Origin of the sequence: Chromobacterium sp. CV08 (genome assembly GCF_051129845.1) — a bacterium.
Taxonomy (GTDB): domain Bacteria; phylum Pseudomonadota; class Gammaproteobacteria; order Burkholderiales; family Chromobacteriaceae; genus Chromobacterium.
This window is the reverse complement of the sequence record NZ_CP150453.1, coordinates 2,436,844-2,461,803: the sequence shown is the minus strand read 5'-3', so window position 1 is coordinate 2,461,803 and position 24,960 is coordinate 2,436,844. Positions and strand designations below refer to the sequence as shown.

General features: G+C 66.9%; 22 protein-coding genes. 9 read left to right on the top strand and 13 right to left on the bottom strand.

Features of this window, described 5'->3' with window-relative positions:
* Window positions 1–78 precede the first annotated feature (78 nt).
* The 6 genes from WNM05_RS11475 to WNM05_RS11450 all read right to left on the bottom strand — a co-directional run bounded on the left by WNM05_RS11475 (window position 79) and on the right by WNM05_RS11450 (window position 6,428).
* The gene (locus tag WNM05_RS11475; RefSeq protein WP_434626677.1) at window positions 79–1,089 is read right to left on the bottom strand and encodes a BMP family lipoprotein; all 1,011 of its coding nucleotides are present in this window, start codon (window positions 1,087–1,089) and stop codon (window positions 79–81) included.
* Window positions 1,090–1,269: 180 nt separating this feature from the next.
* Window positions 1,270–1,530, bottom strand: a complete 261-nt coding sequence (locus WNM05_RS11470; RefSeq protein WP_434626675.1) for a hypothetical protein — start codon at window positions 1,528–1,530, stop codon at window positions 1,270–1,272.
* 61 nt (window positions 1,531–1,591) lie between these two features.
* Window positions 1,592–3,145, bottom strand: a complete 1,554-nt coding sequence (gene rmuC, locus WNM05_RS11465; protein ID WP_434626673.1) for a DNA recombination protein RmuC — start codon at window positions 3,143–3,145, stop codon at window positions 1,592–1,594.
* Window positions 3,146–3,181: 36 nt separating this feature from the next.
* Complete coding sequence (locus WNM05_RS11460; RefSeq protein ID WP_434626671.1) at window positions 3,182–3,730, bottom strand: AAA family ATPase; 549 nt, start codon at window positions 3,728–3,730, stop codon at window positions 3,182–3,184.
* 4 nt (window positions 3,731–3,734) lie between these two features.
* Window positions 3,735–5,423 carry a single-stranded-DNA-specific exonuclease RecJ gene (gene recJ, locus WNM05_RS11455; RefSeq protein WP_434626668.1) on the bottom strand — a complete coding sequence of 563 codons (1,689 nt, stop codon included), beginning with the start codon at window positions 5,421–5,423 and terminating at the stop codon, window positions 3,735–3,737.
* A gap of 6 nt (window positions 5,424–5,429) precedes the next feature.
* Window positions 5,430–6,428, bottom strand: coding sequence for a hypothetical protein (locus tag WNM05_RS11450; RefSeq protein ID WP_434626665.1), 999 nt, complete (start codon window positions 6,426–6,428; stop codon window positions 5,430–5,432).
* Window positions 6,429–6,624: 196 nt separating this feature from the next.
* On the opposite strand from WNM05_RS11450, the gene WNM05_RS11445 reads away from it, so the two are divergent.
* From WNM05_RS11445 to WNM05_RS11425, 5 genes are all read left to right on the top strand, one after another.
* Window positions 6,625–7,962, top strand: coding sequence for a M23 family metallopeptidase (locus WNM05_RS11445; protein ID WP_434626663.1), 1,338 nt, complete (start codon window positions 6,625–6,627; stop codon window positions 7,960–7,962).
* Complete coding sequence (locus WNM05_RS11440) at window positions 7,962–9,065, top strand: anhydro-N-acetylmuramic acid kinase (protein ID WP_434626660.1); 1,104 nt, start codon at window positions 7,962–7,964, stop codon at window positions 9,063–9,065. Before WNM05_RS11445 ends, WNM05_RS11440 begins: the two co-directional genes overlap by 1 nt.
* Window positions 9,066–9,124: 59 nt before the next feature.
* On the top strand, window positions 9,125–11,425 hold the full coding sequence (locus WNM05_RS11435) for a DNA translocase FtsK (RefSeq protein ID WP_434626658.1): 2,301 nt from the start codon (window positions 9,125–9,127) through the stop codon (window positions 11,423–11,425).
* A gap of 49 nt (window positions 11,426–11,474) precedes the next feature.
* On the top strand, window positions 11,475–12,563 hold the full coding sequence (gene hemH / locus WNM05_RS11430; protein ID WP_434626655.1) for a ferrochelatase: 1,089 nt from the start codon (window positions 11,475–11,477) through the stop codon (window positions 12,561–12,563).
* 287 nt (window positions 12,564–12,850) lie between these two features.
* Window positions 12,851–14,059, top strand: coding sequence for a branched-chain amino acid ABC transporter substrate-binding protein (locus WNM05_RS11425; RefSeq protein WP_434626653.1), 1,209 nt, complete (start codon window positions 12,851–12,853; stop codon window positions 14,057–14,059).
* Window positions 14,060–14,121: 62 nt separating this feature from the next.
* Here the strand turns inward: WNM05_RS11425 and WNM05_RS11420 are convergent, their stop codons facing one another.
* Genes WNM05_RS11420 through WNM05_RS11410 form a run of 3 tightly spaced genes read right to left on the bottom strand, consistent with a single transcriptional unit; the run spans window position 14,122 to window position 16,071 of the window.
* A complete protein-coding gene (locus tag WNM05_RS11420) occupies window positions 14,122–14,937 on the bottom strand; it encodes a crotonase/enoyl-CoA hydratase family protein (protein WP_434626650.1) in 816 nt (271 codons plus the stop codon).
* On the bottom strand, window positions 14,934–15,446 hold the full coding sequence (locus WNM05_RS11415; protein ID WP_434626648.1) for a DUF4442 domain-containing protein: 513 nt from the start codon (window positions 15,444–15,446) through the stop codon (window positions 14,934–14,936). Before WNM05_RS11415 ends, WNM05_RS11420 begins: the two co-directional genes overlap by 4 nt.
* Before the next feature lie 28 nt (window positions 15,447–15,474).
* Complete coding sequence (locus WNM05_RS11410) at window positions 15,475–16,071, bottom strand: TetR/AcrR family transcriptional regulator (protein ID WP_434626646.1); 597 nt, start codon at window positions 16,069–16,071, stop codon at window positions 15,475–15,477.
* A 179-nt stretch (window positions 16,072–16,250) separates the two neighbouring features.
* Here WNM05_RS11410 and WNM05_RS11405 point away from each other — a divergent pair, with 179 nt between their 5' ends.
* Complete coding sequence (locus tag WNM05_RS11405) at window positions 16,251–18,287, top strand: site-specific recombinase (protein ID WP_434626643.1); 2,037 nt, start codon at window positions 16,251–16,253, stop codon at window positions 18,285–18,287.
* Between the two features lie 195 nt (window positions 18,288–18,482).
* Complete coding sequence (locus WNM05_RS11400) at window positions 18,483–18,836, top strand: CZB domain-containing protein (RefSeq protein ID WP_434626640.1); 354 nt, start codon at window positions 18,483–18,485, stop codon at window positions 18,834–18,836.
* 22 nt (window positions 18,837–18,858) lie between these two features.
* Here WNM05_RS11400 and WNM05_RS11395 read toward each other — a convergent pair whose 3' ends face one another.
* Window positions 18,859–20,493 carry a methyl-accepting chemotaxis protein gene (locus tag WNM05_RS11395; RefSeq protein WP_434626638.1) on the bottom strand — a complete coding sequence of 545 codons (1,635 nt, stop codon included), beginning with the start codon at window positions 20,491–20,493 and terminating at the stop codon, window positions 18,859–18,861.
* Between the two features lie 207 nt (window positions 20,494–20,700).
* On the opposite strand from WNM05_RS11395, the gene WNM05_RS11390 reads away from it, so the two are divergent.
* Both WNM05_RS11390 and WNM05_RS11385 read left to right on the top strand, forming a co-directional pair.
* Entirely contained in the window at window positions 20,701–21,315 is a 615-nt protein-coding gene (locus WNM05_RS11390; protein ID WP_434626635.1) for a PadR family transcriptional regulator, read from the top strand.
* The gene (locus WNM05_RS11385) at window positions 21,312–22,106 is read left to right on the top strand and encodes a siderophore-interacting protein (protein WP_434626632.1); all 795 of its coding nucleotides are present in this window, start codon (window positions 21,312–21,314) and stop codon (window positions 22,104–22,106) included. The genes WNM05_RS11390 and WNM05_RS11385 overlap by 4 nt, the downstream gene beginning before the upstream one ends.
* Window positions 22,107–22,111: 5 nt before the next feature.
* On the opposite strand, the gene WNM05_RS11380 is transcribed toward WNM05_RS11385, so the two are convergent.
* From WNM05_RS11380 to WNM05_RS11370, 3 genes are all read right to left on the bottom strand, one after another.
* Window positions 22,112–23,485 (bottom strand): MFS transporter, encoded by a 1,374-nt coding sequence (locus tag WNM05_RS11380; protein WP_434626629.1) that lies wholly within the window; start codon window positions 23,483–23,485, stop codon window positions 22,112–22,114.
* A gap of 103 nt (window positions 23,486–23,588) precedes the next feature.
* The gene (locus WNM05_RS11375; protein WP_434626626.1) at window positions 23,589–24,026 is read right to left on the bottom strand and encodes a hypothetical protein; all 438 of its coding nucleotides are present in this window, start codon (window positions 24,024–24,026) and stop codon (window positions 23,589–23,591) included.
* Between the two features lie 8 nt (window positions 24,027–24,034).
* The gene (locus WNM05_RS11370; protein ID WP_434626624.1) at window positions 24,035–24,694 is read right to left on the bottom strand and encodes a hypothetical protein; all 660 of its coding nucleotides are present in this window, start codon (window positions 24,692–24,694) and stop codon (window positions 24,035–24,037) included.
* Window positions 24,695–24,960: the final 266 nt, after the last annotated feature.

The window sequence follows — 24,960 nt, the reverse complement described above, 5'->3', positions numbered from 1 at the left end:
TTGCGCAGGCCCGCGCCGGGCCGGCGCAAAGAAAAACCCCCGCGGCTGCGGGGGTCGCATCGTACAGGCCGCCGGCGCTCAGTTCACCGGGCAGCTGTTGGCGGCGCGATAGTCGACCACCTTGATCTTGCCGGCGATGATGTCCTTGCGCGCGGCGACGATCTTCTTCTCCATCTCCGGCGTGATCAGCGCGCGGTTGTACTTGTCCAGCGCCCAGTCCACGCCGTTTTCCTTCAGGCCCATCAGCTTGACGCTGGGCTTCCAGGCGCCGTCCTTGGCGTCGCGCATCGTCTCGTACACGGCGTTGTCCACGCGCTTGACCATCGAGGTCAGCACCGTGCCCGGCTGCATGTAGTTCTGATTGCTGTCGACGCCGATATAGTACTTGCCGGAAGCCTTGGCCGCCTGGATCACGCCGACGTTGGACAGCGCCGCCGCGGCGAAGATCACGTCGGCGCCGCGATCGAACTGGCTCTTGGCCAGCTCGTTGCCGCGCGACGGATCGTTGAAGGCGGTGTGGGTGGTGCCCAGCATGTTCTGCAGCACCACGGCCTTCGGGTTCACATAGCGGGCGCCCTGGGCGTAGCCGCAGCCGAAGGCGCGGATCAGCGGGACGTCCATGCCGCCCAGATAGCCGACCTTGCCGGTCTTGGACTTCAGCGCGGCGGCCATGCCGACCAGGAAGGAGCCTTCCTGCTCCTTGAAGGCGATGCTCTGCACATTGGCGCCCTTGGCAACCGAATCCACCAGCGTGAACTTGGTGTTCGGGAATTCCTTGGCCACGGTCTCGATCGACTGGGTGTAGGCGAAGCCCACGGCTACTACCAGGTCGGCGCCCTTGCGCGCCATATTGCGCAGCACTTGCTCCTTCTGCGCGTCGTTGCTGGGCTGACCTTCGCGGTAATTGATCTTGAACTCTTTCTTGAAGCGTTCGGCGCCGTTATAGGCCGCTTCGTTGAAGCTCTTGTCGAACTTGCCGGCCTGGTCGTAGACCACGGCCACATTGAAGTCCTTGGCCAGCGCGGGGCCGGCGAGCAGGGCGGCGGCTACGGCGCATCCTGCGGTCTTGATCGCAAAAGTCATTTTCATCAGCTTTTCTAGTAGTAGTTGTGAGAGATGTCTCGGCCAGGCCGAAAGCCGGGCCGGCGCTTCAAGCAGGACCGCAACGCGCCGCAGGCTCCCCAGGAGCGCGATGGTCGGAGTGAAGACCATATGCGAAGCGCCGCCCGAGGGCGGCGCTTGCAATGGGCCTATTGAAGCGGCGAAATTCTACCCAGCGCCACCCCTCGTGTAAACAAATATACATGAGAATGTCGCAAAAGCTTGTCGCCCGCCCGGCAAGACGGCGCTTCGGCACAGACCGGCGTCGGCGGCGGTGCGCAACGGGTCCGAACGCCCGCCGGGCACCAGGGCCAGGCCCTGCCCCGACTGGCGCAGCACGATCCGGACGGGGTCGTCGGCGTTGGACAGGAAGTTGGACGGCTGACTGGCATGCCAGCGCCCCTGCTTGTCGATGCCGATCAGCGACACTTCGAAACGCGTACGCGCGGGTCGCCGCCTCAGATGCCGCAAAAAGACTTTGGACAGGCTCTCAGGACTCCTCGCCGTCCTCTTCCAGCTGCAGCGGCGCCGCCAGCTGCTTGTTGTTGCGTATGCCCAGCTTGCGCAGCCTCTCGGCGCTGCTCATCAGATTGCCGCGGCCGCTGGACAGCTGCTTCATCGCGTCGGCGAAGGTGTCGCGGCCGCTGTCCAGCTGCTTGCCCAGCTTTTCCATATTGGCGACGAAGCCGGCGAACTTGTCGTACATCGCCCCGCCCTGGCGCGCGATCTCCTGGGCGTTCTGGTTCTGGTACTCGTAGCGCCAGATGCTGGCGACGGTGCGCAGCGTGGCCAGCAGCGTGCTCGGGCCGACTATCATGATGCGGCGCTCGAAGGCCTCGTTGAACAGGCTCATATCGTGCTGCACCGCCAGCAGATAGGCCGGCTCCACCGGGATGAACATGAAGACGAAGTCCAGCGTGTTCAACTTGTACAGGTCCTGGTAGCGCTTTTCCGACAAGGAGCGGATATGCGCGCGTATCGCGGCGATATGCCCCTTCAGCTCGGCCTCGCGCGCGGCGTCGCCGTCGGCGGCGGTATAGCGGACATAGGCGTTCAGCGACACCTTGGAGTCGACGACCAGCTGCTTGCCTTCCGGCAGGTCTATCACCACGTCCGGCTGGTAGCGCTTGCCGCCGTCGTCGGTTTCCAGGATGTCCGACACCTGCACCCGGTACTCGCGGTCCTTCGTCAGGCCCGAGGTTTCCAGCACCTTCTCCAGCACCATCTCGCCCCAGGTGCCCTGCGCCTTGCTGCTGGCGCCGGTCAGCGCATTGGTCAGCGCGACCGCGTCGTCGCCGAGCCGGGTGTTCAGCTCCTGCAGCCGCTTCAGCTCGGTCTCCAGCGTCAGCCGCTCCTTGCTGTCCTTGTCGTAGGTGTCCTGCACCAGCTTGCCGAAATTCTGGATGCGCTCGTGCAGCGGATTCAGCAGCGTGCCCAGGTTCTGCTGGTTCTGCTCGGTGAAGCGCTTGGACTTCTCTTCCAGGATATCGCCGGCCAGCGCCTTGAACTGGTCGGACAAGGTCTGGCGCGCCTCCATCAGCAAGGCCAGCTTTTCCTGGCTCTGCCGGCGCTCGTTGTCCAGCTGGGTGGCCAGCTCCTGCTCGCGCGCGCTCAGGCGGACGATTTCCTGGCCCTGGCCCAGGCTGCGCGCCTCCAGCGTCTCCAGCACCCGGCCCTGCTCCTCACGCGCGGCCAGCTGCGCCGCCATCTCGCGCAGCTCCCGCTGCGACGCGGCCAGCGCCTGCTCCCGCTCCTGCAGCTGCTTCTCCAGCTCCGGCACCCGCTGGGCGCGGGCGATATAGGCGCCGAGCTGGGTCTGGGCCTCGGCCAGCTGCTGGCTCTGCGCCTGCAAGGCCCTGCCCGCCTCCTGCTCGCGGCTTCTGGCGTCGTCCAGTTGCAGCCGCTGCGCGTCCAGCTGCGCCTGCAGCCCCGCCGCCTGTTGCCGCAAAACCTCCAGTTCCCTGACGCTCCGGCCTCTGGCGGCCCAGGCCGCGGCGCCGCCGCCGAGCAGGCCCAGCAGCAGGCCGATCACCAACATTTCCATCAACGATACCTCACTTATTTCGACCCCGGCCCGCCGTCAGGCGCCGATCCGGCCGATCACAAAAGCTGCCCGCTGTTCGAGCGAGCCTCGCGGCACTTCGATCAACGAGTATCCCAGACGGGCGTATGCGCGCTCCATCGCTTCGCAAGTGCGCTCGGCCTCGGCCAAAGTCTGCCGCCGCTCCCGGTCCTGGACGAAAATCTCGGGCCAGGGACGCAGCAGGAAAATCTTGTCATAGCGAAAAACGCCAGCCGCCTTTTCCATATGCGCCGGGACCGGCAGCCCCGACAACTCCAGATAGCCGATGACGTCCGGAATGCCTCGATCCAGAAGCACCGGGCCCGCCTCGCGCTCCGCAATGCGGAAATTGCGCATGTCCCATCCCAGCATCTGCTCGGCGAACGCACGCGGATCCACCCACGGCAGCGCATTCCCGCCTATCCGCCGCTGGTCCTGAATGATCGCCCGGCCGGCCTCGTCCAGCGACGGGTAGCCCATCCGCCGCAAGGTCGTCAACAAGGACGTCTTGCCGGCTCCCGGTCCGCCGGTCAAGACCAGCAATTCAGCTTGCGCGCCCTCGCCCATATCGTCAGGCCGCCGCCCAGTGCTGCAGATAGACCTGCAGCTCCTTGCGGCCCTGCCACTCGTTGGCGATCAGCTGGTAGACCGCCTGGATGCGGTCCGGCAGCCAGTCGGCGTGGTTGAACAGCATCGCGTCGAACTCGCAGCCGTCGCGCGCCAGCCTCAATTTCAGATGCTTGTCGCCGACCAGCTTCTGGTTCACCACGCTGAACTGGTCGTGGAAGTAAGGCACCGGGAAGCCCTGCCCCCACACCTCGGCGGCCAGCGTCTCGGCCAGCTGCAGGTTCAGCTCGCGCGCGGGCAGGCTGCCGTCGGTCTCTATCGTCCGGGTCAGCTGCGCCTCGTCCATCAATTGGCGCGCCACCGCCTCGAAAGCCTGCTGGAACTCGGCGAAACGGGCCTCGTCCAGGCTCAGGCCTGCCGCCATCGCGTGGCCGCCGAACTTCAGGATCAGGCCCGGATGGCGCTTGTAGACCAGGTCCAGCGCGTCGCGCAGGTGGAAGCCGGGAATCGAGCGGCCCGACCCCTTGATCTCGCCTTCGTCGCCCGGCGCGAACACGATGACCGGCCGGTGGAAGCGCTCCTTCAGCCGCGAGGCGACGATGCCGACGACGCCCTGGTGCCAGTCGTCGCGGTAGAGGGTCAGCGTGTAGCGATTGCCGGCGTCTATGCCGGACAGCGCCGCCATCGCCTCGTCCTGCATGCCGTGCTCTATGCTGCGCCGCTCGCGGTTCAGCTTGTCCAGCTCCTGGGCCAGCCGCATCGCCGGCTCCTCGCTGCCGGACAGCAGGCAGGCGATGCCCAGGCTCATGTCGTCCAGCCGGCCGGCGGCGTTCAGCCGCGGCCCCAGCGTGAAGCCGAGATCGAAGGTATTGGCCTTGTGATGGGCGCGGCCGGCGACGCGGAACAGCGCGGCGATGCCCGGCGCCATCCTGCCGGCACGCATCCGCCTCAGGCCGTTCTCGACCAGCGTGCGGTTGTTGCGGTCCAGCCTGACCACGTCGGCCACCGTGCCCAGCGCCACCAGGTCCAAGAGCTCGCCCAGATTCGGCTGGGTCTTTTCATCGAACGCGCCGCGCCGGCGCATTTCCGCGCGCAGCGCCATCAGCACGTAGAACATCACGCCGACGCCGGCCAGGTTCTTCGACGGGAAGGCGCAGCCGGGCTGGTTCGGATTGACGATCAGCGCGTCCGGCAGCGTGTCGCCGGGCAGGTGGTGGTCGGTCACCAGCACCTCGATGCCCAGCGCCTTCGCCGCGTCGACGCCGGCGACGCTGGCGATGCCGTTGTCGACGGTGACAATGATGTCGGGCCGCTTGCGCGCCGCCAGTTCGACGATCTCCGGCGTCAGGCCGTAGCCGTATTCGAAGCGGTTGGGCACGATGAAGTCTATCGTCGCGCCCAGCATGGACAAGCCCTTCACCGCCACCGCGCAGGCGGTGGCGCCGTCGGCGTCGTAGTCGGCGACGACCAGCAGCCGCTGGCCGGCGGCGATGGCGTCGGCCAGGCGGACGGCCATCGCCTCGGCATTCTTCAGTTGCTGAAAAGGCAGCAGGCCCTTCAGGCCATAGTCCAGCTCGCCGCTGTCGGCGATGCCGCGGGCGGCGTACAGCCGCGCCTGCAGCGGGCTCAGCCCCTGGCCGAGCAGCCTCTGCTGCAGCTCGGCCGGCGCTTCACGGGTAAGAATCTGCGACATGGTCTCTCAATACAGCGCCGCCGTCGGCAGCGCGCGTTTCCAGAATTTCCACAAATCGGCCGGCGTCAGCGTCAGCTCGAAGCCGGCCGGACCGGTGGCGATCAGCGTCAGCCTCTCCAGGCTGCGCCGGCGCAGCGCCAGCAGCAGCGGCGCGAACCAGTCGCGCTCCAGCCGTTCCAGCCCCTCGCGCCAGCCCCAGGCGTCGCGGTATTGCGCAGCCGCCTGCAGCGCGTCCAGCGCCAGCAGGCAATCGTCGCCGGGCTCCAGGCCGTCGAAGGCGAACGGCGCCGCCTCGACGCGCATGCCGGCGCGCGCCGCCAACAGATGCAGCGTTTCGTCGTCGGCCAGCAGCCTCGGCGCCGGCGCGCGCCAGTCCCCCGGCTCGCCCTCGCCCCACAGCCACACGCTGTTGACGGCCAGCTCGCCGCGCGCCTCGCGCGCGTCGTTGATGGGCTGGGTGTACAGCAGCATCTGCAACTCGTTCAGCATGCGGCTCCAGGCCAGGCCGCCATCGCCCTGGGGCAGATGGCGGTTGATGTCCTCGCCGACCACGTCCCACAGCGGCGCGAAGCGCGCCGTCAACGGCTCGGCGCTGTGCAGCAGCCAGCGTCCGGGGCGCAGCGGATGGAAGCGCAGCCCGTCCTCGCCGAAATGACGGTTCAGCGCGTCGGCGAGGCCGTTCGCCTCGTCCCGGTCCAGCCGCATCACGCCGACGTCGGCCAGCAGCGCGCGGTCGCGGTCCACCCGCAGGTGCACCGGATCGGCCAGCAGCCAGTCGCCATCGGCGGCGTCCAGGCCGGCCTCGGCCGCGGCCAGCCTCGCCAGGCCGGCGGCCTCTCCGCCCCACAGCCGCGCCAGGCAGGCGGAATGGCTCTGCTCGCGCCGCAGCAGCCGCCCCCGGCCCAGCAATCGCTGCAAGGCCGGCAGCTTAAGCCCCTTCCCCACTTCGCCGCCGTCATCGGCGTCCAGCCAGCACAAGCCGGGTATCAACAGCGTCAGTTTCATAGTCTTGCCAGATGGGTTGGGATACCGGTCATTTTGGCCGATGCGCATTTGGCGCGCGCGCCGTTCTGCGGCAAACTGCTCGCTTGCGTCGGAACTATCGCGCCGCCCGCCAAACAAAACATGAGTTTGGCGCATGGCCGCGCCGGATCCTGATCACTATTTTGCATAGGCAGGCGCGAGCCTGCCCGGAAAAATGATGGATTATCGCAAACTGCTACACATCCCGCAAAAATGCGCCAATCGGCTGGTCAACCACCATCTGAGCTGGCTCGGCGTCGCCGCCTGCCTGCCGCTGCTCGGCACAGCCACCGCCTTCGCCGTCGCCAACGGCGCCAAGGAGACGCAGCCCGAGCAGATTCAGCAACAACAGGTGATCGAACGGCTGGCGCTGCCGGAATTCCGCTTCGTCGACAGCCGGACCCGCTACTGGCGCGACGAATCGATCAAGCGCGGCGACACCGTCGCGCGGGTGCTGAACCGCGTCGGCATCGGCGGCGCCGAGGTTCGCGAGCTGCTGTACGGCGACAGTCCGCAGGCCAAGAAGCTGCTGAAGCTGAAGGTCGGCGCCACGCTGACGGTGCAGACCAACGACGCCGGCGAGCTGTTCGGCCTGCGCTTCCTGCAGGACGACGACAACGGCGAACAATTGCTGGTGGCGCTGGAGAAGCGCGACGGCAAGTGGCAGGCCAGCGCCGATCCGGTGGCCGCGGAAAGCGTGGAAACCGTGCGCTCGATCACGCTGAAGCGCGGCGCCGCCGCCGAACTGGCCGCCGCCCGCGTGCCGGCCGACATCCGCAACCAGCTGTCCGAAGTGTTTTCCGACCAGTTCGAACTGTCCAGCCTGAAACCGGGCGACCGCATCAACCTGGTCTACGAAACCATGGTCTACGCCGGCACCTCCATCGCCAGCGGCAACCTGCTGGCGGTGTCGATCGAACGCGCGGGCAGGCTGCACCAGGCCTTCTACTTCGCGCACGACAGCGAAAGCGGCGCCTATTACGACGGCGAGGGCAAGCCGGTCAAGAAAGGCTTCAGCCGCCAGCCGGTCGGCGGCGCCCGCATCAGCTCGGGCTTCGGCCTGCGCATGCATCCCATCCTGCACTCGCTGCGCATGCACTCCGGCATAGACTACGCCGCCAGCGCCGGCACGCCCATCGTCGCGCCGGCCGACGGCGAGCTGGTCAAGGTGGCGCGCGAGAACGGCTACGGCAACGTGGTGATGATACGCCACAACCCCAAGCTGACCACGCTGTACGCGCACATGCGCGCCTTCGGCAAGGGCATCCGGGCCGGCGGCAAGGTCAAGGCCGGCGATGTGATAGGCTATGTTGGAAGCACGGGCCGCTCCACCGGCGCCCACCTGCATTTCGAAGTGCGGGTCAACGACCAGCCGGTGGACCCGGCCACCAACGCCCTACCCACGCCGGGCCTGGACAAAACCCAGCTCGCGCGCTTCGACGCCAGGAAGCAGGTGCTGAGCGCGCGGCTGAACCTGCTGCAGAGCATCCCGGCCAACATTGCCCAGATCGATTGATGACAGACCTGTATATTGGAATGATGTCCGGCACCAGCCTGGACGGCGTCGACGCCGCCCTGGTGCGTTTCGACGCCGCCGGCCGCCCCGAGCTGCTGGCCGACCACGCGCTGCCCTACCCCGACGAGGTGCGCGCCGAGATCCTGGCGCTGCAGCCGCGCGGCGGCGACGAGCTGGACCGCGGCGCGCGCCTCGGCAACCGGCTGGCCGAAATCTATGCCCGCGCCGGGCGCGAGCTGCTGGAAAAAGCCGGCCTCAGCCCCGCGCAGATCCGCGCCGTCGCCTGCCACGGCCAGACCGTGCGCCACGCGCCGCACGCCGGCTACACGATACAGATAGGCAATATGGCGCGGCTGGCCGAGCTGTCCGGCATCGACGTGATCGCCGACTTCCGCAGCCGCGACGTCGCCGCCGGCGGCCACGGCGCCCCGCTGGTGCCGGCTTTCCAGCAAAGCGTGTTCTCCAGCCCGGACGAGCGCCGCGTGATCGTCAACATCGGCGGCATCAGCAATCTGGCGCGGCTGCACCGCGGCCTGCCGGCGATAGGTTTCGACTGCGGCCCCGGCAATATGCTGATGGACGCCTGGTGCCGCCGCCACACCGGCCGGCCCTACGACGACGACGGCCGCTGGGCCGCCGGCGGCCGCGCGCATCCGCAGCTGCTGGCCGCGATGCTGGACGAGCCGTATCTGCGGCAGCCGCCGCCGAAGAGCACCGGCCGCGACCTGTTCGACGACGCCTGGCTGGAGGGGCACCTCGCTGCGCTCCCGGCCGCGCCGGCGCCGCAGGACGTCCAGGCGACGCTGCTGGCCCTCAGCGCCCGCGCGATCGCCGACGCGATCTTGCGGCACTGTCCGGACAACCAGGCGGTCTACGTCTGCGGCGGCGGCGCGCGCAACGGCGCGCTGATGGCCGAGATCGGCCGCCTGCTGTCCGGCCAGCGCATCGCCGCGATCGAGGCGCTGGGCCTGCCCGCCCAACTGATCGAGGCCGTCGCCTTCGCCTGGCTGGGCTGGCGCTTCGACCGGCGCGAGTCGGGCAACCTGCCGGAGGTCACCGGCGCGCAAGGCCCGCGGATCCTGGGCGCGCTGTATCCGCGATAGAGGTGAAATGCAGCGCATCAGGCTATAATCAGCTGCTGTCATAGCCAAATATGCAAAAAATGCGATTTTTCAAGCGCAAAGCCGTAGTCAAGAACAACCAGACCTCGCTGCCGCCGCAGCTGTCCGCCCTGCTTCGCGAAGCGTGGTGGCTGCTGATGGCGGTGGCGGCGGTCTATCTGGTATTGGTGCTGGCCAGCTATTCCCCGCTCGACCCGTCCTGGTCCCACAGCTCGTCCGACCCGACCGTCCGCAATTACGGCGGCGCTTTCGGCGCCTGGCTGTCCGACATGCTGCTGTACGTGTTCGGCTTCTCCGCCTGGTGGCTGGTGGTGTTCTGCCTGGTCGCGATAGGCTGGGGCTACCGTCGCATAGAGACGCTGGGCTTCAAGTTCAATCCGATCACCGCCGCCGCCGTCGGCGGCTTCTTCCTGCTGCTGCTGTCCAGCGCCAGCTTCGAGGCCATCGTGCTGCAGGGCAAGGCGGTGACGCTGCCGCTGGAAGCCGGCGGCATGCTGGGCCACTTCATCGGCAAGGGCTTCTCCCGCGGCCTCGGCCTGTCCGGCGCCTACCTGCTGCTGGGCGTGCTGTCCGCCATCGGCTTCTCGCTGTTCACCGGCCTGTCCTGGCTGGACCTGATGGAGAAGATAGGCGGCGCGCTGGAGGACGGCGCGGTCCGTCTGTGGCAGGGCTGGCAGGCCAGGAAGGACCGCGAGATCGGCAAGGAAACCGCGCAGAAGCGCGAGGAGAAGGTGTCGGTCGCCAAGAAGAAGATAGAAGAGACGACGCCGGTGCGCATCGAGCCCCCGGTGCTGGAGGTGCCGGTATCGGTCAAGGCGCAGAAGCCGGTGCAGCAATCGCTGTTCTCCGACCCGAAGGACGCCGCCCTGCCCGGCCTGAGCCTGCTGGACGCGCCCAAGGAGCAGCAGGAGCCGGTGTCGCAGGAAACGGTGGAATACACGTCCAGGCTGATCGAGCGCAAGCTCGCCGACTTCGGCGTCGACGTCAAGGTGATCGCCGCCTATCCGGGTCCGGTGATCACCCGCTACGAGATTGAGCCGGCGGTCGGCGTCAAGGGCGCGCAGATCGTCAACCTGATGAAGGACCTGGCTCGCGCGCTGTCGCTGGTATCGATCCGGGTGGTCGAAACGATACCGGGCAAGACCTATATGGGCCTGGAGCTGCCGAATCCGAAGCGGCAGATCGTCCGCCTGACCGAGATCATAGGCTCCGACGGCTACCAGAACATGGCCTCGAGGCTGACGATGGCGCTGGGCAAGGACATCGCCGGCCAGCCGGTGTCGGCCGACCTGGCCAAGATGCCGCACGTGCTGGTGGCCGGCACCACCGGCTCCGGCAAGTCGGTGGCGATCAACGCGATGATCCTGTCGCTGCTTTACAAGGCGACGCCGCAGGAAGTGCGGCTGATCATGGTGGACCCGAAGATGCTGGAGCTGTCGATTTACGAGGGCATCCCGCACCTGCTGGCGCCGGTGGTGACCGACATGAAGCAGGCCGCCAACGCGCTGAACTGGTGCGTCGGCGAAATGGAGCGCCGCTACAAGCTGATGTCCAAGCTCGGCGTGCGCAATCTGGCCGGCTTCAACCAGAAGATAAAGGACGCCGACAAGGCCGGCGAGAAGATTCCCAATCCGTTCAGCCTGACGCCGGAAACGCCGGAGCCGCTCGACACGCTGCCGCTGGTGGTGGTGGTGATAGACGAGCTGGCCGACCTGATGATGGTGGCCGGCAAGAAGATAGAGGAGCTGATCGCCCGCCTGGCGCAGAAGGCCCGCGCCGCCGGCATCCACCTGATCCTGGCGACGCAGCGGCCGTCGGTGGACGTGATCACCGGCCTGATCAAGGCCAACATCCCGACCCGCATCGCCTTCCAGGTGTCCAGCAAGATAGACAGCCGCACCATCCTGGACCAGATGGGCGCCGAAGCGCTGCTGGGCCAGGGCGACATGCTCTACCTGCCGCCGGGCACCGGCTACCCGAACCGCGTGCACGGCGCCTTCGTCTCCGACGAGGAAGTGCACCACGTGGTCGAATTCCTGAAGACCACCGGCGAGCCCAACTACATCGAGGGCATCCTCAGCGGCCAGGCCGACGGCGACGACGGCGCCTCGACCTCCGGCCTGGACGGCGAGTCGGACGGCGAGGCCGACCCCTTGTACGACGAGGCCGTCGCCATCGTGGTCAAGACCCGCAAGGCCTCGATCTCGTCGGTGCAGCGCCATCTGCGCATAGGCTACAACCGCGCCGCGCGGCTGATAGAGCAGATGGAGGCCGCCGGCCTGGTGTCGTCGATGGAGAGCAACGGCAACCGCACCGTGCTGGCGCCCGCCCGCGAAGACTGAATCCGGGGGCGCCGCCGGCGCCCCGCCAACCCGCATCCCGAGGATGGCCATGCCCCGCTATCTGCCCGAACCGGCTTTCCGCCACGACTACGCGCCCAGAACCGGCGTCCTGCTGATCAATCTGGGCACGCCCGACGCGCCGACCGCCGGCGCGCTGCGCCCGTATCTGAAACAATTCCTGTCCGACCCCCGCGTCATCGAGATTCCGCGGCTGCCGTGGTGGCTGATCCTGAACGGCATCATCCTGAACACCCGCCCGAAGCAGTCGGCGAAGAAATACGCCGCGATCTGGACGCGGGAAGGCTCGCCGCTGCTGACGCATACCCGCGACCAGGCCAGGCTGCTGAAAAGCCGGCTGGACGAAATGGGCCGCCGGGAGCTGCTCGTCGATTACGCGATGCGCTACGGCAATCCGTCGATAGAGAGCGTGATGGGCCGGATGCGCGAGCAAGGCGTCGAAAGGCTGCTGCTGTTGCCGCTGTACCCTCAATATGCCGCCTCGTCCAGCGCGAGCGCGCTCGACGAGGCCTTCCGCGTGCTGACGCGGCTGCGCAATATGCCGGAAGTCCGCGCAGTGCGCCACTTCCACGACGACGCCGGCTACATCGCCGCGCTGGCGGCGCAAATACGCAGGCACTGGCAAGACGGCCAGCAGCCGGACAAGCTGGTGATGAGCTTCCACGGCGTGCCGCGCTTCACCCGCGACAAGGGCGATCCCTATCATTGCGAATGCCTGAAGACCGGCCGCCTGCTGGCCGAGGCGCTGCAGCTGGGCCCCGATCAATATGTCATCAGTTTCCAGAGCCGCTTCGGCCGCACCGAATGGCTGAAGCCGTATACCAGCGAGGTGCTGGAAGAACTGGGCAGGGCCGGAACGGCCAAGGTGGACGTGGTCTGCCCCGGTTTTGTCGGCGATTGCCTGGAAACGCTGGAGGAAATCGCAATGGAAGGCAAACAGAGCTTCCTCGGCAGCGGCGGTGGCGAATTCCGCTACATACCCTGCTTGAACGAGGACCCGCAATGGATTGCCGCGCTGGCCGATATCGTCTGCAGCAATCTGGCCGGATGGCTGGAGAGTCCGGCACAAGATGGCGCAGCCCGGGCCGCGCGCGCGCGCCTGCAGGGGGCATCCAGCTGACATCAAGCCGCCGTCCCTCCCGGGGCGGTTTCTCAAAAAAACATTTAGTATCATACGACTAGCAATCAAAACGGGCATGTGGCCATTTTGGCCACATGCCCGTTTTCAACTTGTTTGCCGCAAAAAACGAATAAAGGTCCTATATTCACTGCACCGGCCGCTTACCGCATTGACACTGTTGCAAACTGCTTACCATAATCAGTTGCAACTGACCGCCGCTTAATGGTGTTGTTGGTTTATTTAAAGAGATCATCGAAGTCTACAGAAAAGATACAGGGGAACGCTCTATGAACAAATACGCTCGCCTCAGCCTGATCGCCACCGCCGCCATCGCCATGACGGCCTGCGGCAAACAGGACGAGCCGGCCTCGGGACAGGCCGCCTCCTCCGCTCCGGCCCAGGCTGCCGCCACCGGCGGCGACGGCGCCGTCGTCAAGATCGGCCAGGTATCGCCGATGTCCGGCCCGATCTCGCACCTCGGCAAGGACAATGAATACGGCGCCAAGCTGGCCATCGAGGATCTGAACGCCCAGGGCGTCGAGATCGGCGGCAAGAAGGTCAAGTTCGAACTGGTGTCCGAAGACGACCAGGGCGACCCGAAGATCGGCACCCAGGTCGCCCAGCGCCTGGTCGACGCCGGCGTCGTCGGCGTCGTCGGCCACCTGAACTCCGGCACCACGATCCCGGCCTCCAAGATCTACTCCGACGCCGGCATCCCGCAGATCTCGCCGTCCGCGACCAATCCGGACTACACCAAGCAGGGCTTCAAGACCACCTTCCGCGTGATCGCCAACGACGTGCAGCAGGGCAAGGCGCTCGGCGAGTTCGCCGCCGGGCAGCTGAAGGCGAAGAAGATCGCCATCATCGACGACCGCACCGCCTACGGCCAGGGCCTGGCCGACCAGTTCGAGGGCGCGGTCAAGGCCAAGGGCGCCAATGTGGTGAAGCGCGAGTTCACCAACAACACCGCCACCGACTTCAACGCCATCCTGACCTCGATCAAGGCCACCCAGCCGGACCTGGTCTTCTACGGCGGCATGGACGCGCAGGCCGGCCCGCTGGCCAAGCAGATGCAGCGCCTGGGCATCAAGGCCAAGCTGATGGGCGGCGACGGCTGGCAGACGCCGGAATTCATCAAGCTGGCCGGCGACGCCTCCGAAGGCCAGTACGCGTCCAGCTGCGGCATCTCGCGCGACAAGATGCCCGGCTTCAAGGCCTTCGACGAGAAGTTCAAGAAGGAATTCAACACCGACGTGCAGATCTACGCGCCGTTCGAATACGACGCCGTGATGGTGCTGGTGGACGCGATGAAACGCGCCAAGTCCTCCGATCCGAAAGTCTATCTGCCGGAAGTCGGCAAGAGCGACTACCAGGGCGTGACCGGCAAGATCGCCTTTGACGACAAGGGCGACATCAAGAACGGCGCCGTCACCGTCTACCAGGTGAAGAACGGCAAGTGGGAAGTGGTGTCCACCGTCGGCGGCGAAGCCAAGTAAGCGCGGCCGGCAAAGTCGAAGAGGCGCCCAGGGCGCCTCTTTTCATTTCCGCCGCGGCGGACTCAATCGCGGAAGCTGACTTCCTGTTTCATCATCGCCGCCATCCCGGCCTTCTGGATGTCTTCCGAGATCAGCATCGCCGCGTTCCAGCCGGCGACGAACTGCAGGCCGTCGGCCACGCTGCGGTCGCGGCTGTAATTCAGCACCTCCTTGCTGCCGCGCACCGCCAGCGGCGACTTGCCGGCGATCAGCCTGGCGCTCTGCAGCGCCGCCGCCAGCACGGCGTCGGCGTCCGGCAGCACCCGGTTGACCAGGCCGGCCTCCAGCGCCTCGTCGGCCACCATGTCGCGGCCGGTCAAGGCCAGCTCGCGGGCCAGGCCCTCGCCGACCACCCGCGGCAGGCGCTGCAGCGAGCCGACGTCGGCCACCATGCCGACGTCTATCTCGCGCACGCCGAACACCGCGTCCTGCGCGGCGAAGCGGAAGTCGGCCGCCAGCGCGATGTCGAGGCCGCCGCCGAGGCAGGCGCCGTGGACGGCGGCGATCACCGGCTTGCGGCAGCGCTCCAGGCTGGTGACGCAGTCCTGCAGATCCAGGATCAGCCGCCGCAGCTTGTCGCGCTTGCGCGCCTCGCAGGCATCGTCGATCTGCGATTGCAGCCCGGCCAGCATCGCCAGGTCTATGCCGGCGCAGAAATGCTTGCCGTGGCCGGCCAGCACGACGGCCCGCACCGACGGCTCGCCGTCGGCCCAATCCATCGCGCTGCGCAGATCCTGCCACATCTGCATGTTCAGCGAATTGGCCTTGTCGCCGCGATTGAAGCGCAGCAGGGCCACCTTGTCGTTCAGTTCGACGCTCAGGGTTTGCAGGGTGATCATGCCGCCGTCGCCTCCGGACGTTTCTTGGGAATCCAGGCCCACAGCATCTCGCAGATGATAGGCGATTCGCCGGAATCGTCGGTCACCTGCACCTCGACCAGCACCTCGCCCTTTTCCAGCTCGTGCATGGACTGGATCTGCTGCGGGGTCAGCGTCGCCACCGCCCGCATGTCGCCCTGCGAGCGCTTGATGTAATTGACCTTCATCGATTTCAGCAGCATCAGCTTGTCGTCCGGCATGTTCATGCCGACGACGAAGCCGGTCGAGGTCTCGGCCAGCAGCGCCATCGCCGCCGCGTGCACGCCGCGGATATGGTTCTGCACCTTCTTGCGGTTGCGGATGGAGACGCTCAGCCGATGGTGGCCGACCTCCTCGAAACGCAGGCCGGCGGTGGACAGGAACGGAACGATCTTGCCGAACATCATAGACAGCACCGTGCTGCGCCAGGCGACGGGCAGACGGCCCACCTTGTCGGCGATGCGGCTCATGCTGTTCTTGCGGTACTCCATGGTCAAGCCCCTCTATTATTCTCGTTTGCTATGGTTGGCCGGGTGACGGGTCCAGCCCCAGCGTCACCCTCACCTGCCGCTTCAGCAACGGCAAGGCCTCCTCGTCTATGCGCGCCAGCTGCAAGCCCCCCTGAAGCGCCGAAAACAGCATCATGCCGACGGCCTCCGGCGTGCCGGCATAATCCATCTGGCCGCTGTCGCGGCCCTGTCGCACGATGGCCACCGCCCACTGCCTCATCTCGTCGATGAAGGCGGCCGCCTCCTGCCGCATATCGTCCGGCAGGGTCTGGAATTCGGTGCTGAGGATGCCGCTGGGGCAAATCTGCTTGCGTTGCTGGTAATACTGGTCCGACAGGCCGAAATAACTCTCCAGCCGCCGCGACGCGTCCCATTCCGCCTGCTGCTCGATGAAACGCTGGAAGCGGCGGCGATAGCGTTGAATCAGCGCCACGCCCAGATCGTTCTTCTTCGGGAAGTGGTAGTGGATGGCCGCGTTGCGCACGCCCAGCGCGCTGCTGATGTGCTGATAGCTGAAGCCGTTGAAACCGCGCGTCAGCAACAGCTCCTCGGCCAGGTCGAGGATGCGTTTGCGGGTATCGTTCTTGCTGTCGGAACCATTATGCATCGGGCCACTCTACTTACTGGTTAGTAAGGTGTCAATCGCCGCCGCCCGCGCGGCCGCGCCTCCCTTTTCCGCCTGGCGTCGAGCGGCTCGACTCGCCCAATCGCGCCGGCAAGCCCTAAAATGACAACAAGCCCTTTTCCAACCCGCGCGCCGGCCAGGCGCGCCCATCCTGGTAAGCCATGACCGAACATTCCGTGCCCGCCCTGGAAACCGCATTGCGACAGCTGTGCCGCGACCCCGGCCACACCGAGACGCTGGCGGCGCTGGTCGCCGCGCTGCGCCCCGACGAGCGCCAGCCGCCTCAGCAGGCCACCGTCAATCTGCAAGCCCTGTCCTTCCTGCTGGAGCACCATCCCGACTACCGCCAGGCGCTGCGCCAGACGCTGTGCACGCTGCTGGCCGAAAGCCGGCAGATTCCGCTGTACACCGAAGCCGGCATACTGGCCAACGACGGCTTCGGCACCACGCTGCTGCGACGGCTGGGCGAGCGGGCGCTGCCTATGCCCTACAATCCCGACTCGCTGCGCGACCGCTTCGGCCTGCTGTTCTGCCACCGCCACGATTACCGTTGGCTGGCCGCCGTGCCCGACGCCACCTGGCACGCGCTGTGGCGCGCGCTGGCCTGGAGCGAGGCGCCGCGCCAGGACAGCGAACGCCACACGCGGCTGCAGCTGCTGGAGTCGGTGCAGGTGCTGTCGGCCCGCATCACCGCCATCGGGCTGGAGCCGGAACTGGTCCGGGTATGCCCGGAGGTCGAACGCTTCGCCTCGCCCTTCATGCACCTGAACGCCGAGGTCCAGCGCTATGTCGACGGCTACCACCAGGCGCTGATCGACGGCACGGCCCCGACTGAAGACGAAAAACAGGTGCTGGTGCTGCTGGAACAATGCGAGGCCATCCTGGCCAAGGTGCGCAAGAACGCCGCGCGTTACGGCATCTCGGTCAGCCTGACCTACCACGGCCTGCGCTTGGCACAGAGCATCGCGCGGCTGCGCGCGCTGCTGGAGCTGCTGGCGCCCGAGCACGATCCGGCGAGCCGGCCGGAGCTGTTCCGGCTGCTGACCGACTTCGCCCGCGCCGAAAACCGCAAGTACAGCCTGCGCGACCTGTTCAAGTCCAATACCGAGCTGTTGGCGCTGCAGGTGACCGAGCACGCCGGCCGCCACGGCGAGCACTATATCGCCGAGGACCGCCGCGACTGGTCCAAGATGGGCAAGGCGGCGATGGGCGCCGGCTTCATCGTCGGCTTCATGGCGCTGATCAAGCTGCTGCTGGCGCGCGGCCATCTGCCGCTGCTGTGGGAGGGGGTCGCCTTCGGCCTGAACTACGCGATAGGCTTCATCATCGTGCAGATCCTGCACTACACCATCGCCACCAAGCAGCCGGCGATGACGGCGGCGCGGCTGGCCGCGGCGCTGCACGAACGGCACGGCCGCAAGAAACAGCTGGAGGATCTGGCCGAGCTGATCGTCAAGGTGGCGCGCACCCAGTTCGTCGCCATCGTCGGCAATGTGGCGCTGGCGATACCGACGGCGGCGCTGATCGCGCTGGGATGGCACGCGCTGTTCGGCGCGCCGGTGGTCGACGCCGCCAAGGCGCACAAGCTGCTGCACGAGATCGACCCCATCCACAGCCTGGCGCTGCCGCACGCCGCCATCGCCGGGGTCTTCCTGTTCCTGTCCGGGCTGATCGCCGGCTATTACGACAACAAGGCGATCTACCGCCGCATCCCGGAGCGGATCGCCGGCCACCGGTTGTTGCAGCGGGTGCTCGGCGAGAACCGCGCCCACCGGCTGGGCCGCTATATCGAGCACAATCTGGGCGCGCTGGCGGGCAATTTCTATTTCGGCATGTTCCTCGGCCTGACCGGGACCATAGGCACGATACTGGGCCTGCCGCTGGACATACGCCACATCACCTTCTCGTCGGCCAATCTGGCCTTCGCCAGCGTGGCGCTGGATTTTCAGGTGCCGCTGTCCGTCGTGCTGCTCGGTTTCGCCGGCGTCATGCTGATCGGCCTGGTCAACCTGGGCGTCAGCTTCTTCCTGGCGCTGTGGGTGGCGCTGCGCTCGCGCAAGCTGTCCGGCTCGCTGCTGCTGCCGCTGATTCCGGAACTGGCCGGACGCTTCCTGCGCCGGCCGCTGAGCTTCTTCCTGCCCCCGCCGCCCGAGCCGGCGCCCGCCGCAGAGACGCCGGCGGACGAGGGTCGCGGCTGAGCGGAACGGCCATGCGGCGCGGCGGCGGCCTCCCCGCGCCGCCGCTGGCGAAAACCGCATGCCTCATCTAATCTGTCAAAAGCGCTAATAAGACAGTTCACACAATAACAAATATTGCGGCTGCTTATTTTTCCCCGCAGGCATATGCGCAACACGGCCGCCGCGGGCGATTGAACGGTTTGGATAGAGACAGGCATGGATTTGGAACAGGCATTGCTCAGGCATGAAGAATGGAAGAACCGTTTCAGGGAGGCGATATTCAGGCAGGAGGCGATGGATGTGGACAGCATAAGCCGCGACGACTGCTGCGAGCTCGGCCGCTGGCTGCACGGCCCCGGCCAGAGCCGCTACGGCGGCCTGAGCATGTTCCAGACCTGCGTCAGCCGCCACGCGATGTTCCACCGCGAAGCCGGCCGCATCGCGCGGATGATAGACGACAAGCAGTTCGAACAGGCCGAGCAGGCGCTGGAGGACAGCGCCTACTCGGTCGCCTCCAGCGCGCTGGCCGCCGCGCTGGCGCAATTGCACCAGCAGACCGGCCAACCCTGAACGGCGGCGCCCGCCGCCGCGCTCAGACCTGGAACTGCGCCACCGAGGAGCGCAGATTGCCGGTCACCTCGTCTATGCGCTGAACGCTGTGCGAAGCCTGGGTGGCGGCCACCGCGTTGCCGGAAGCCACCTGGGCGATCTGCTCGACGTGGCGGGCGATGTCCTGGCTGGCCGTGCCCTGCTCCTGCAGCGCGTGCGAAATGTCGTTGACCACCCGGACCACCTGGCTGGCGCTGCCCTGGATCTGCTGGATCAGGTCCCCGCCCTGCTCGGCCAGCTGCAGGCCGGCCTTGACCCTGGACACCGTCTCGCTCATGTTCTGCCGGGACAGGTCCGAACTGGCCTGGATCTCGGCTATCATCGCCGCGGTCTTTTCCGTGGCCTGCGCCGTGCGTTCGGACAGCTTGCGCACCTCGTCCGCCACCACCGCGAAACCCCTGCCGGTCTCGCCGGCGCGCGCGGCCTCTATCGCCGCGTTCAAGGCCAGCAGATTGGTCTGGTCGGCGATGTCCTTGATCACCTGCATGATGCTGGAAATGGTGGAGGTCTTGGCCGCCAGCTCGGCGATCGCCGCCTCGGTCAGGTCCACCGTGGCGCTGATGCCCTGCATCTCCGTCACCGCCCGCGCGATCACCTGGCTGCCGGTCTCGGACAACTGGCCGGAATCCTGCGACACCTCGCGCGCGTCCATCGCGTGGCGGGCGATATGGCTGATGCTGACCGTCAGTTGCTCCACCGAGGCCGCCATCGCCGCCGCGCCCTCGCTCTGGCCCTGGGAGTTGTCGGCCACCATGCGCGCGCCATCCACCACGTCGGCGTTCAACCGCCCCAGCTCCTCGGCGTCGCGGATGATCTCGCCGACCAGCCGGCGCAGCTGCCCCTGCATTTCCCGGAGGTGCGCCAGCAGGCTGTCGCCGCCGCCCTTCGGCAGCCGGATCTCGCGGTCCAGCTTGCCGGCCGCGATCTCGCGCACGATGGCCGCGGCTTCCGACGGCTCGGCGCCGAGCTCGCGCATCACGCTGCGATATACCCACCATCCCAGCGACAGCGTCACCGCCATGAACAGCAGCAGTTGCGCGGCCACGCCCATCACCTGCTTCCACAGCACCGCGTTGATGTCGTCCAGGTACAGTCCGGTGCCGATCACCCAGCCCCAGCGCGCGCTGCTGCTGAAATAGGCCAGCTTGGGCTGCGGCCCGGCCGCGCCCGGCTTGTCCCACACATATTGCGCGAACCCCCGGCCGCCGCCCTGGCGCAGGGCGTCGTCGAACAGGCGGCCCATATCGGTGCCGGCCGGATCCCGGACGCTGTGCATGTCCTTGCCGACCAGCTTCGGGTTCATGCCGTGGGCCAGCCATTTCAGATCGCGGTCCAGCACGAAGAAGTACTCGTCGCCGTCGAAGCGCAGCCGCGCCAATTCCTGCAAGGCCCGCCGCCGCGCCTCGGCCTCGGGCACCAGGCCGGTCGCGGCCTCCTCCTCGTGCAGCGCCACCAGGCTGGCGGCGTTCTCCACCTGGGTGCGCACCTGGTCGCGGCGGTCGGACAACATCTGCTGCCGCAGGGTCTGCGTCAGCAAGGCGCCCAGCACGCATACCAGCGCGATGGCGCTTGCTGTCTGCAGCAGCAGGCGCAGCTTCAAGGAAAGGGTTTTCGCCATGGCTTCGTCCGGTTTGTAAGAAACCGCCAACGATAGCGCATCTGATTATTTAGTTTCAATATTTGAATGTCATTTTATTGATCAAAATCATTGCTTTTTGACTATCGTCACAGTAGATCCACCCGACAGCCGTCGCCGCGGCGCCGTTCCAGCTTGACACCATATCTTTAGATATATATCTTAAGACATAAATCTTCGGAGACGACCATGCATCGCAGACATCACGATCATCGCGGCGCCGGCCGCCGCCACGGCCATCACGGCGACGACGGCGAGCTGGGCCGCGGCCGCAAGTTCAGCGCCGACGACCTGCAGCTGCTGTTGCTGGCGCTGATCGCCGAACAGGCCAGCCACGGCTACGAACTGATCAAGGAACTGGCCGCCCGCTCCAACGGCTATTACAGCCCCAGCCCGGGCATGGTCTATCCGGCGCTGACCTATCTGGAGGAAGTCGGACAGGTCACGGTGGAGCCTGCCGGCAACCGCAAGCGCTATTCTATCGCCGAGGCCGGCCGCCGCGAGCTGGACCTGCAGCGCGAGCGCGCCGAGCTGATGCTGGCCAAGCTCGCCCATATCGGACGCAAGATGGAACTGGCCCGCCGCGCCTATGCCGGGGAGGAAATCGGCGACGAAGGCGCCGCCGGCTGGACCCGGGAAATGATAGAGGCGCGCCGCGCGCTGAAACGGACGCTGCTGCTGCGCGACAACGCCGACGCCGCCGAACAGAACCGCATCGCCGCCATCCTGCAACGCGCCACCGCCGAAATTCTCGGCGAAACCCAGCCTGTGTCCTGTCAACCGGACCCAAGGAGTCAGAATTGAATACCGATCTCGCCGTACAAAAACTGCGCCATCCGCTGCGCTTCCGCCTGCTGCAAATCGTCCGCATCGCCCGGCTGTCGCCGACGATGCTGCGCCTGACCTTCACCGGCGACGATCTGGCCGGCTTCGTATCCGCCTCCTTCGACGACCACATCAAGCTGTTCTTCCCGGAACCCGGCGAACGGCAGCCGGCGACGCCGACCGTCGGAGACGGCGGCATCAGCTTCCCGCCGGACCGGCCGAAGCCGCAGATGCGCGACTACACGCCGCGCCGCTACGACGCGGCCGCCGGCGAACTGGACATAGACTTCGTCGTCCATGCCGGCGGCGTCGCCGCCGACTGGGCGCTGAACGCCAAGGTCGGCGATATGCTGGGCATAGGCGGTCCGCGCGGCTCGCGCGTGGTGCCGACCGGCTTCGACTGGCACTGGCTGATCGGCGACGAGTCGGCCTTGCCGGCCATCGCCCGCCGCCTGGAGGAGTTGCCGGCCGACGCGCGCGGCCAGGCCTGGATCCTGGTCGACGACGAGGCGTGCCGGCTGCCGTTGACGGCGCCGTCCGGCATCGAAATCGTCTGGCGCCGCCGCGACCTGGGCCAGGATCTGCTGCAGGCCGTCGAACAGACGCCGCTGCCGGCCGGCGCCGGCTATGTCTGGGCCGCCGGAGAAAGCGGCGAGATGCGCCCGCTGCACAAGCGGCTGCTGGCCCGAGGCGTGGACAAGGACAGGATGCGGGTGGCCGGCTACTGGAAGCGAGGCGACGCCGGCTCGCACGAAAGCATCTCCGACTGAGCGCCTCAGCCTTCGCGCCCCGCCGCGGCCAGTGGCGGCGCGGCTTCGTCGCCGGCGCGCGCCGCCTCGTCCAGCCTGTCCAGCCTGACGAAGCGCAGCGCGCCGAGCGCCACCGCCATGCAGGCCAGGCCGCATAGCACGAACAACAGGGCGATGCCCCTCCCCTTGCCTTCGCCCAGCCAGCCGCCGGTCAATCCGGCCAACGCGCCGCCCGGCATCATGCCGGGCTCCAGCACCCGCTCGACCAGCACGCCGCCGGCCAGCAAGGTCAGTGCGACGACGCCGATATTGATCGCGCCGAGCAGGCTGAACAGGCTACCGCGCCGCTCCAGCGGCGTATGGCTCATCCACAGGCTGAGCAGGCAGCTGCTGGACACATTGCCGGCCAGCATCGCCAGGCAGGCCATGCCCGACCACGACAGCGGCGTCTGGACCCAGCCCATCGCCGCCACGCACACCGCCAGCGCCAGATCGGCCAGCAGCACGGTGCGCATCAGCCGCCGCTGCGGATTCCAGACCACCACCAGCGCGCTGCCGATGATCGCGCCGACGGCGGCGCTGCTCATCACCCCGCCCAGCACGCCGCTGTCGTGTCCGGCCAGCACCATCGGCGTCAGCATGCTGGAAACCAGCGCCACCAGCGACGTCTGCAGCAACATATAGATCAGCAGCGCCCGCATCTCCGCCTGCCTGCCCATATACGCCAGCGTCGCCGCGACGCCGCTGCGGCAATGTCGCCACACCGCGCCCCAGGTCCGGCCGGCGGCCTCCGGCGGCGGCGCATCCCGGCCGATGCCGGCCAAGGCCGCCAATACCAGCGCGGTGGCGCACAGGATCAGCGCCACCTCCAGCAGCATCACCCCGCCGATTCCGTGCCGCGCCATCAGCGCGCCGGCCAGCATCGGGCCGGCGAACTGCACCGAACTCTCCCCCAGCATCCGCAAGCCGTTGGCCTGGCTGAGCCGGCGCTGCGGCAGCAGCAGGCTGAGCGCCACCTGATAGCTGGGCCGCCGGAAGGTATAGGTCAACGAGGCCAGGCTGCTCAGCGCCACCATCGCCGGCACCCGCAGGCCGCCGCTCCAGGCGAGCGCGGCCAGCGTCAGAACCAGCGCCAGCAAGACCAGGTCGCAGCCTATCAGGACCGCGCGGCGGTCGAACAGGTCGGCGCAGGCGCCGGCCAGCGGCAGCAGCAGCAGGGCCGGCAGCATGCCGCTGAACAGCGCCAGCGAAAACTGCTCGGCCGAACCGGTCTCCTGATAGATCCACACCCCCAGCGCGAACTGCAGCAGCACGCTGCCCAGCGCGGTGACGACCTCTCCCAGCCAAAGGCAGACGAAGGGCCGGCCCAATTGACGAAAAGCCTCGACGGCCGCCCTCATGCCCGCGTCTCCGGCCGCGTCGCGCCGTCTGTCGCGACGACCCCCGCGTGTTTCGATTTTCGCATCATGTCCAATCGCAAATTGAAGGTTTCGACGGCCGGCCTCATTCCACTTTCGGCAATGGCTGGTTCATCAGCCCGGTCGACTGGTCCTGCTCGCTGGACGACAGCTTCCACTGCCTGACCGCGCCGCGCGCGTCGAACAGCATCACCAGCTCCTTGTCGTAATTGCTCTGCCCGCCGAACAGGCTGCCGACATTGACGAAGTTCTGCGGTTTCGGGGTGTATTTCCGGAAGCTGAACACCCAGACCTCGCCGCCGCCGTCGAACCGTATCTTGTCCTGCGGCTGGCCCAGGGCCGCGACGATGTCGCGCTTGCCGCCGCTTCCGTCGGCCAGCACGCGCCGGACATAGGCCTCGTCGACGTCGGCCAGCTTCTCGTTTCCGACCGTAGAGCAGGCCGGCAACCCTATCGCCGACGACAAGACGAATAGTTTGACGAGCCCCGCCGTTCTTTTTCCATCGCCAATCAGTCTGCGCATCCTATTTCTCATTCGGAAACATTCATGTACTCGAAAACCACCAGCGCGTCATTCGACCACGAGGCGTCACCCAATGGCAGCGAATAGAAATACTCCCTCGGATAAGGCCAGGAAAAAAACGGGCTGCGTTTCAACGGACTGCCGTATAACCAGGACGTCGGCAAAACCTGGCGCCGGCTGCCCTGCTGCAGGGTGATCGAAAAAACCGGCCTATCGGCGATGAATAGATAACTGAACGATTTTTCGGAATAAGGATCGGCGTCCACTTTCAATTGCGCCATATTCTTGATGCCGTTCCAGATCACCTGCCCCACCGCCACCGGCGCGTAGCGGGCGCAGGTTTTCATATCGTCGATGCAGCGCACCTCCTCGGCCGACTTCGGCGCGCAATCCAGCTTTTCGCCATCGAGATTGTTCAGATGGCTCTGTGCATCGACCAGGCACTCCAGCCGCAGGTCGCCGAGCCGGCGGGTCCCGGCCGCGCCGCCCGGCGTCAGCACCTCGGGCCGCCAGTTCAGGTTCTGCACCGCAGGCGCGGCGACGAGCTCGGCCGTCGCCTCCCTTTCCGCCGGCAGCGCCGGCAGGGCGAAAGCCAGCCGCCTGTCCAGCGCGATGCTCTGCCGCCATCCCCTGGCCACGACGTTCAAGCCCAGATCGGCAGCCTTCACCCTGGCGTCCTGTAAAAACAATCGATAACGGAACACGGCGTCGGGCGCCAATGCGTGATGGTTTCGAAACGCTTTTTCGCCATCATGCAAAACCGAATAGGCGCGCCCATTGCTTGCCGGCGCCGCGACCGCCGCGATAAAAACCGCCGCGATTCCACCGCCGATCAGGCCCTGCGTCCATCGAGAAAACCCATTAACACTCAAATCCTTCTCCCGCTGCGATACCGGGCAATGATTCTACCGGCCGGAGAATATTTTTGGAAAAA